This is a genomic window from Accumulibacter sp., assembly GCF_036625275.1.
In the GTDB taxonomy this organism is placed as follows: domain Bacteria; phylum Pseudomonadota; class Gammaproteobacteria; order Burkholderiales; family Rhodocyclaceae; genus Accumulibacter.
Genome location: NZ_JAZKUD010000129.1, coordinates 1 through 7,714, shown reverse-complemented (window position 1 = coordinate 7,714; position 7,714 = coordinate 1). Strand labels below are relative to the sequence as shown.

Below are 7,714 nucleotides of genomic sequence, written 5' to 3'. Positions count from 1 at the left end.
AAAGCATCAAGCTTGTACTCAAAATGCTCGATCGGCAGATGGCGGTGATTGACAAGAACATCGATGGCATGCTGAAGGAGCATTTTGCCGAGAAGCTCGCGTTGTTCAAAGATTTCAAAGGAGTCGGACCCTGCATGCAAGCGGCTCTGATGGGCGCCTTGCCTGAGTTGGGGCAACTCACCCATGCGCAGATTGGCAAGTTGGTGGGGGTGGCCCCCTTGAACGCGGACAGCGGTCGCCACAAGGGCAAGCGCATCACCTGGGGTGGTCGCGCGACAGTACGTACCACTTTATACATGGCGGCGCTGAGTGCCATACGGTACAACCCGGTGATCAAGACCTTCTATGAACGGCTGCTGGCCAACGGGAAGCTCAAAAAGGTCGCCTTGGTCGCTTGCATGCACAAGATGCTGACGATTATGAACGCCATCGTCAAATCGGGTATTCCGTGGAATCCAGAACATCAAAATGTCTCTAAAAATACTTGACCGGGAACACAGTTGCTCTCCCCAACCCCTTCCAAGGCCCACGCTGCATCGCGGGCCGGCTGCGGCGGCGCGGAGCAGTGCTCCGCGAAACCCCGCCTTCGCCCCCGCAAGGGGGAGAGGCGATCACCGATGTCACCCATCCGTTCCTCGCAATTCCCTTTTTATGTCATGGATTCCCCGCTGGCGCAGGAATGACGCCACCTGGCCATAGTCGGCAGGCGGTATATCCTGCCGTGCTTACAGTCGTTTGGACAGCCACCGGGGTGGCATAAGCCAAGGCCGGTGCCCGAGTGATGGTTTTGACTTTCCCGAAGTCTATCGGATTTCACGTTCCTTTCAGCCGGTGATGACCTTTATGGCGAAATCGTCCATCACCCATGTCGATGCGAATAATTCTCATGTATAGTACGAGGGTAGTGAGCAGGGTCGCGACCATGCCTCCGGAACGGTCACGCGGACGGTGTTGGGCGGCGCGGTTGCCGCTTTCCCGCCACACCTGGTCACCCGCAGATCGATGAAGATGGCAGATACGCATGAAGAAAGGTGCCGGTTCGATGAACCCCCAAGAATTGATTCCCCTGTTTGACCTTCCACTGGGTCGGGAAGGCATCGTCAGCAGCCGGCCCGATGCCATCAGCGGCGACGCAGCCGACGTGGCGCTGGCGTTGCGGCTGTTCGAGATCGGCTTTCTCGACGGAGAGCGGGTGCGCGTCGTGGCGCGCGGACATCCGGGTGGTGATCCGGTTGCGGTGCGGGTCGGCAACACGATGTTTGCCTTACGAAAATTTGAAGCCGAGCGCGTTCTGGTCGCTCCGCTGGGAGGAAAAGAACCATGAGCACTGCCCATGCCACCTGCAACCTGGCCTTGCTGGGCAACCCGAATTGCGGCAAGACGGCGCTGTTCAATCTGCTGACTGGCAGTCGGCAGAAGGTCGCCAACTATCCCGGCGTGACCGTCGACCGCAAGGAGGGACAACTCACGACGCCGTCGGGCAAAACGTTTCGCATCCTCGATTTGCCGGGCGCCTACAGCCTCAACGCGGTCAGCATCGACGAAGAAATCACCCGCGACGTGGTCCTGGGAACGCGTGCCGATGAGCAGCGTCCCGACCTGATCGTCTGTGTCAGCGACGCCACCAACCTCAAGCTCAACCTGCGACTGGTTCTCGAAGTCAAGCGTCTGGGTCTGCCGATGGTTCTGGCGCTGAACATGACCGACCTGGCGGCAAAACGCGGCATCGTCATCGACGTTTCCGCGCTCGAGCGCGAACTGGGAATGCCGGTGGTCAGCACCATCGCCGTCAAGCGCGGCGGGGCCAACGAACTGATTGCCCGGCTCGAAGCCATCCAGCCGGATACGGCTGCTCACCCGGTGTCCTGGCTGCCGCCCGATGTGGCCGACGTCACCGCCACCCAGCGCGAAGTCCGGCGCATTCTCGCGGCCACCGTCCGCGAACCGGCGATCGACACCCGTTTCGACGAGCGCATCGATCGCGTCGTGCTGCACCCGTTATGGGGAATGCTCATTCTGGCGGGCACGCTGTTCCTGATGTTTCAGGCGGTGTTCAGTTGGGCCAGCCTGCCGATGGAGTGGATCAAGGCGGGGATCGAAGCCGGCGGCGAGTTTCTCGTAGACCGGATGCCGGAGAGCATCCTGCGCAGCCTGCTGGTCGACGGCATTATTGCTGGCGTCGGCAGTGTGCTGGTGTTCCTGCCGCAAATCCTGATCCTCTTCCTGTTCATTCTTGCCCTTGAAGATTCGGGCTATCTGCCACGCGCAGCCTTCCTGCTCGACCGTCTGATGGGCACCGTCGGCCTCTCGGGGCGCTCGTTCATTCCGCTGCTGTCGAGCTTTGCCTGCGCCATTCCCGGCATCATGGCGGCGCGTACCATCTCCAACTGGCGCGACCGTCTGGCGACGATCATGATCGCGCCGCTGATGACCTGCTCGGCGCGTTTGCCAGTGTATGCGCTGATCATCGGCGCCTTCATTCCGGAGAGCACGGTCGCTGGCGTGTTCAATCTGCAGGGACTGGTGTTGTTCGTTCTCTACTTTGCCGGCATCGTCAGTGCGATGGCCGTCGCCGGCGTCCTCAAATGGACGCTTGGCCGAGGCCAGCAACATCCGCTGATGCTCGAATTGCCGTCATACCGTTGGCCGCATGCCCGCAACCTGATGCTCGGTCTGGTCGAACGTGCACGGATATTCATCCTGCGTGTCGGCAACATCATCCTGGCACTGATGGTGATCCTGTGGTTCCTGTCGTCTTTCCCGGCGGCACCGGAAGGCGCCAGCGGCCCGGCGATCTACTACAGTTATGCCGGCATGCTCGGTCGGGCGCTGGCAGTGATCTTTGCACCGGTCGGTTTCAACTGGGAAATCTCGATCGCCCTGGTGCCCGGCATGGCGGCGCGCGAGGTCGCGGTCGGCGCCCTCGGCACGGTCTATGCGCTGTCGGCGACCGGCGACGACGTTGCTACGGAGCTCGCCCCGATGCTGGCTGCAGGCTGGTCATTGCCGACAGCATTCTCGCTGCTCGCCTGGTACGTCTTCTCGCCGCAGTGCCTGTCCACGCTCGCCGTGGTCAAGCGCGAAACCGGCTCGTGGCGTTATTCGTTGCTGATGGCCGGCTATCTGTTCGCTCTGGCGTATGGAGCGGCTTTCGTGACTTACCGGATCGCCCTTGTTCTGACCGGAGTGGGCCATGCTTGAAGAATGGATCGTCTATGGTGTGGTCATTTGTGCTACCCTTTACGCGGCGCGGCGGTTGCTGCCCGGCTTTCTGCGGGACGCGCTTGCGGAACGCTGTGCCAACCTGGCGCAGCGTCTCGGACTGACGTCTGCCGCCAATACCGGATCACCAGCTCAGGGAAACAGTCGCAGGGCGAGCGACGGCTGCGGTGGCTGCACCGGATGCTCCGGCTGTTCCACGAAGCAGGTGCCACGCAATGTAATGATCATCAAACGAGAGTAATCGGTCACATGTCGATAGCCGCTAACCTTAAACCGCTCAAACCGCTGGTCAGCGTGCTGCTGCTCTCGTCTTTTCTGGTGCAGCCTGTCGGTGCCGGTGCGGCGACTCTTGACGATGCCGTTGAGCCGGCGGTCAGCGAAAAATCCTCGCCGGCCGATACCGCAGACACCATCGCCGGCGAAGCCGCCGCCAGCGATGCCCCCCCCAACTGGGCGGAGAGCACACTCAGCGGTGACTGGGGCGGCAAGCGCAAACAACTCCACGCTGCCGGAATTCAGGCCGATCTGCTGTACACCGCCGATTTTCTGCACAACGCCAGCGGCGGCCTGAAGAGCGGCGGCACCTATGTGGGTCACGTCGACCTCATCCTGCAGCTCGATGGAGAGAAGCTCATCGGCTGGCAAGGCGGATCAGCCTATCTGCAGTGGATCAGCAACGGTGGCGGGCGGTTCAACCTCAACTACCTGGGCAGCCTGATGGGCGCCGACAACCTCGAAGCGCCGGTCAACCGCAGCGGCCTCTTCAAGGCCTGGCTGCAGCAGTCCTTTCTGGACGACCAGGCTTCGATCCGGGTCGGCCTCTACCCCATCGACAGCGAGTTCTACGTCACCGATTCGTCTGGCGTCTTTCTGCATCCCTCGTTTGGAATGGCTGCCGAAACGGCCAGTTTCGGCAGTCTCGCCGGTCCCTCGATCTACCCGACGAGTGCTTATGGCGCGCGCTTCCGGATCGACCCCGATCCGGCCTGGTACGCCATGTTGGCCATCACTCGCGGCATTCCAAGCGATCGGGTGGCCACCGCCGGACCCAACATCAGTTGGCACCACAGCCGCGGCAGCATGCTGATCGGCGAGTTCGGTTTCAGTCCGGTCAAGGCCGGGCTGTTCAACGATCGTCCGAGCGAGTCGGCGAAGCCGGACGACGACTTTGCTCCGATCAGCAAGGTCGCCCTGGGCCTCTGGCGCTTCACCCCGCAGTATTCGCAACTCATTGCCGTCGATGCCGCCGGGGAAGCCCTCACGGCGACGCACTGGGGCGCCTATCTGCTTGCCGAACAGTCGGTCTATCGCGTCCCGGAATCGGATCGGGATGTCGCGCTCTTCGTTCGTTATGGTTTTACCGACGGCACGACCAGCCCTCTTGCTTATTCGGTCAGCGCCGGCCTCAGCTACCGGGGGCCGTTCGCCGGTCGCGAGAAGGACACCTTCGGCATCGCCGCGACACGCGCGCATGCCGGCCCGCAGGGTCGGATTCAGTTGGCCAGCGATGCAGGCACGGCCCTGTCATCGACCCATGAAACGGTGCTGGAAATGACCTACCGGGCGCAACTCTCTCCCGGCGTGGTGCTGCAGCCGGTCGTTCAGCGCGTCCTCAACCCGGGCCTCTACCTCGCCAACGCGACCGTCGCCGGGGTACGTCTGCAGCTTGCCTTTTGACCCTTTTGATCCTGAATTCCGGAAGGTTCTACCCGAGTAGCGAAACGGTCTCGCCAGCCTGTTGCGAAATGATCCTGGACAGCGCCGCCATCAGTTCCTTGCCATGGCGCGTGTCTTGCCAGCAATGGCCGTCCCAACGGTAATGGAAGCCGCCGCTTCTGGCGGCAACCCAGATCTCCTTGGCGGCATCGTGCCGATTGACGATGATCTTGCTGCCGTCGGAACACTCGATTTCGAGCACGCCGTCGCTGACCATCGCATAATCGAGATCGGCACCGCTCCGTTCCAGTGCGCTTTCGATCTGCTGGAGCGCTGCCCCGGCGAGCGTGTGGAATTCCCTGTCATTCATCCTGTGCTACCATCCCTCATTTTTCACACCGACCGATGCAGCAACCTTTTGCGCTGGCTTTGCTGGCAACCCTCGTGCTTGGCGCCTGTGGCACCAAGGGCAGTCTGACCCTGCCACCGGTCCCGGCGAAGCCGGCTGCTGCGACAACGACCCAACCAGCAGCGAGCACGGCCAGCGACGCCACGACTGCCAAGGATTCTAACACGCCTGCGGAGCCAGCCCGATGAGCGCCTTCACCTGCCAGGACGGCGTCCTGTACGCCGAATCCGTCTCACTGATCGACATCGCCAGGCGCTTCGGCACGCCCTGCTGGGTCTACTCGCGGCACGCGCTCGAAGCGGCGTTCGACGAGTTCCAGCAGGAACTGATCGGCCTCGATTCGCTGGTCTGCTATGCCGTCAAGGCCAACTCCAACCTTGCCGTGCTGGATGTCCTTGCACGCCGGGGTGCCGGCTTCGACATCGTATCGGCCGGTGAGCTCAAGCGGGTGTTGGCCGCCGGCGCCGATCCCCGGAAAATCGTCTTCTCGGGCGTCGGCAAAACGTCTGCCGAGATGGAACTGGCGCTCGGCATCGGCATCCTCTGCTTCAATGTCGAATCCGCCGCCGAGCTCGAACGCCTCAACGCCGTCGCCGAAAGCGCCGGCAAGAAGGCGCCGATCAGCCTGCGCGTCAATCCGGACGTCGACGCAAAAACTCACCCCTATATCTCGACCGGCCTCAAGGAAAACAAGTTCGGCGTCGCCTGCGCCGAGGCGCGGGCGCTGTACCGGCATGCAACCACCCTGGCGAACCTCGACATCACCGGTATCGACTGCCACATCGGTTCACAATTGCTGCATGCAGCGCCCTTTGCCGAAGCACTCGACAAGCTGCTGCTGCTGGTCGATCAGCTGGCGGCAGACGGCATCGTGCTGCATCACATCGACCTGGGTGGCGGCCTCGGCATCCGCTATCGTGACGAAGAGGCGCCGACCGTCAAGGCCTACCTGCAACCGATGCTGGAGAAGCTCAAGGAGCGCCAACTGCAGGTTCTGCTCGAACCTGGACGTCGCCTGGTCGGCAATGCGGGTCTGCTGTTGACCCGGGTGGAATATCTGAAACCTGGCGAAGTCAAGAACTTCGCGATCGTCGACGCGGCGATGAACGACCTCGCCCGTCCGGCCCTGTACGGATCCTGGCACGACATCGTCCCGGTCGCACCCCGCGACGGAACTGCCAGCTCATGGGACATCGTCGGTCCGGTCTGCGAATCGGGCGATTTCCTCGGCCACGGCCGCCCACTGGCGCTCGCCACCGGGGATCTCCTGGCGATCCTGTCGGCCGGTGCTTACGGCATGGTCATGAGTTCGAATTACAACACCCGACCGCGTGCAGCCGAAGTGATGGTCGACGGCGCCGCCGCCCATCTCGTCCGCCGCCGCGAAACGGTCGAAGAACTTTATGCGCTGGAGCAGCGGCTGCCGTGAGCAAATGACCGGTGCGGCACTTGACCAGCCGTCGTTACCATGAAAGTCGCGAGCGACTCTCGAATCTCCCCTCCCCCCTTGCGGGGGAGGGGTTGGGGGAGAGGGGGGAAACGGTCATGACTTTCATCATCGGGGGGGTGTCTTGCAAAGTCATGACCGTTTGACGCGCAAGCGAGTCATCGGCTGACTTGAGTGGCGCTTGCCGGTGTGGCAATGGCCGACAGCGATCACACCCATGAGTTAAGATCGAGCTTGAAAACCCCTTCACAGCCGAGGACAACAGCCGATGGGATTCTGGGGCAAACTCTCTGACGACAGAGAGCAACGACTGTCGCTGACAGACCATTCGATCGATGTCGCCAGCGTCTTCCGCGCCTTGTGCGACCTGCCGGCAATCCAGCGCAACCTTGGCATCGAAGCCAGCGCAGTCACCCTCGATCGCCTGGCGGTATTCGCGCTCCTGCACGACCTGGGGAAATGCAACACCGGTTTTCAGGCAAAGCGTGATCCGAGTGCGAGCAACATCGCCGGGCATGTCAGGGAGACCGCTGCTCTGCTCTATGACAGTGAACTGTGCGTCAAAGCCAACCTGGCGCTGGGTCTCGAAGAAATTGCGTCATGGTTCGAGAACCCGGAGGCCGGCTTGCGGATGTTGCTCGCTTCCCTTTTTCATCACGGCAAGCCGGCGTTCGACAGCAGTTCCAAATTTAAGCCCATAGTATTATAAAGGATTTTTGAGCGTACTGGAAGACTCCCTTATGGTTCTCAAACCGGCTATTTCTGCGACCTCGGTTCTCCCTGAATTCTCGGCGTCTGACGTGGTGACACGGATTCGCGAGGCCTTGTTCAGCTTGCCGGACACACGCCGGGGTGCGGCGGTTCCGGTTTTTCGGACAGTCGAATAAGCTAAGGTCGACCGAACCGAGAAGGCATGAAAGATGGGCGTGAAACGCAAGCAACATGGTGCGCACTTTAAGGCGCAAGTCGCCATGGCGGCG

At 61.8% G+C, this 7,714-nt stretch carries 9 protein-coding genes; 8 read left to right on the top strand and 1 reads right to left on the bottom strand.

The window, feature by feature from the left end; genetic code table 11:
* The 5 genes from V5B39_RS20865 to V5B39_RS20845 all read left to right on the top strand — a co-directional run.
* Positions 1 to 488 (top strand): transposase (locus V5B39_RS20865; protein WP_332344760.1); only part of this gene is annotated, 488 nt, incomplete at its 5' end.
* 554 nt (positions 489 to 1,042) lie between these two features.
* Positions 1,043 to 1,324 (top strand): FeoA family protein, encoded by a 282-nt coding sequence (locus tag V5B39_RS20860; RefSeq protein ID WP_332344759.1) that lies wholly within the window; start codon positions 1,043 to 1,045, stop codon positions 1,322 to 1,324.
* The gene (gene feoB, locus V5B39_RS20855) at positions 1,321 to 3,201 is read left to right on the top strand and encodes a ferrous iron transporter B (protein ID WP_332344758.1); all 1,881 of its coding nucleotides are present in this window, start codon (positions 1,321 to 1,323) and stop codon (positions 3,199 to 3,201) included. The genes V5B39_RS20860 and feoB overlap by 4 nt, the downstream gene beginning before the upstream one ends.
* The gene (locus V5B39_RS20850; RefSeq protein ID WP_332344757.1) at positions 3,194 to 3,463 is read left to right on the top strand and encodes a DUF6587 family protein; all 270 of its coding nucleotides are present in this window, start codon (positions 3,194 to 3,196) and stop codon (positions 3,461 to 3,463) included. The genes feoB and V5B39_RS20850 overlap by 8 nt, the downstream gene beginning before the upstream one ends.
* A gap of 8 nt (positions 3,464 to 3,471) precedes the next feature.
* The gene (locus V5B39_RS20845; protein ID WP_332344756.1) at positions 3,472 to 4,899 is read left to right on the top strand and encodes a carbohydrate porin; all 1,428 of its coding nucleotides are present in this window, start codon (positions 3,472 to 3,474) and stop codon (positions 4,897 to 4,899) included.
* A 28-nt stretch (positions 4,900 to 4,927) separates the two neighbouring features.
* Here V5B39_RS20845 and cyaY read toward each other — a convergent pair whose 3' ends face one another.
* Complete coding sequence (gene cyaY / locus V5B39_RS20840) at positions 4,928 to 5,248, bottom strand: iron donor protein CyaY (protein ID WP_332344755.1); 321 nt, start codon at positions 5,246 to 5,248, stop codon at positions 4,928 to 4,930.
* Positions 5,249 to 5,283: 35 nt separating this feature from the next.
* Between cyaY and lptM the strand changes: the two genes are divergently transcribed.
* The 3 genes from lptM (at position 5,284) to V5B39_RS20830 (ending at position 7,443) form a co-directional block, all read left to right on the top strand.
* A complete protein-coding gene (gene lptM, locus V5B39_RS22360; RefSeq protein ID WP_434735745.1) occupies positions 5,284 to 5,475 on the top strand; it encodes an LPS translocon maturation chaperone LptM in 192 nt (63 codons plus the stop codon).
* Positions 5,472 to 6,716, top strand: a complete 1,245-nt coding sequence (gene lysA / locus V5B39_RS20835) for a diaminopimelate decarboxylase (RefSeq protein WP_332344754.1) — start codon at positions 5,472 to 5,474, stop codon at positions 6,714 to 6,716. The genes lptM and lysA overlap by 4 nt, the downstream gene beginning before the upstream one ends.
* A 286-nt stretch (positions 6,717 to 7,002) precedes the next feature.
* Entirely contained in the window at positions 7,003 to 7,443 is a 441-nt protein-coding gene (locus V5B39_RS20830; RefSeq protein WP_332344753.1) for a CRISPR-associated endonuclease Cas3'', read from the top strand.
* The last annotated feature ends 271 nt before the right edge of the window (positions 7,444 to 7,714 follow it).

Coding starts and splice junctions, on each gene's coding strand:
- V5B39_RS20860 (WP_332344759.1), top strand. CDS start 1,043: ATGAACCCCCAAGAATTGATTCCCCTGTTTGACCTTCCACTGGGTCGG.
- feoB (WP_332344758.1), top strand. CDS start 1,321: ATGAGCACTGCCCATGCCACCTGCAACCTGGCCTTGCTGGGCAACCCG.
- V5B39_RS20850 (WP_332344757.1), top strand. CDS start 3,194: ATGCTTGAAGAATGGATCGTCTATGGTGTGGTCATTTGTGCTACCCTT.
- V5B39_RS20845 (WP_332344756.1), top strand. CDS start 3,472: ATGTCGATAGCCGCTAACCTTAAACCGCTCAAACCGCTGGTCAGCGTG.
- cyaY (WP_332344755.1), bottom strand. CDS start 5,248: ATGAATGACAGGGAATTCCACACGCTCGCCGGGGCAGCGCTCCAGCAG.
- lptM (WP_434735745.1), top strand. CDS start 5,284: ATGCAGCAACCTTTTGCGCTGGCTTTGCTGGCAACCCTCGTGCTTGGC.
- lysA (WP_332344754.1), top strand. CDS start 5,472: ATGAGCGCCTTCACCTGCCAGGACGGCGTCCTGTACGCCGAATCCGTC.
- V5B39_RS20830 (WP_332344753.1), top strand. CDS start 7,003: ATGGGATTCTGGGGCAAACTCTCTGACGACAGAGAGCAACGACTGTCG.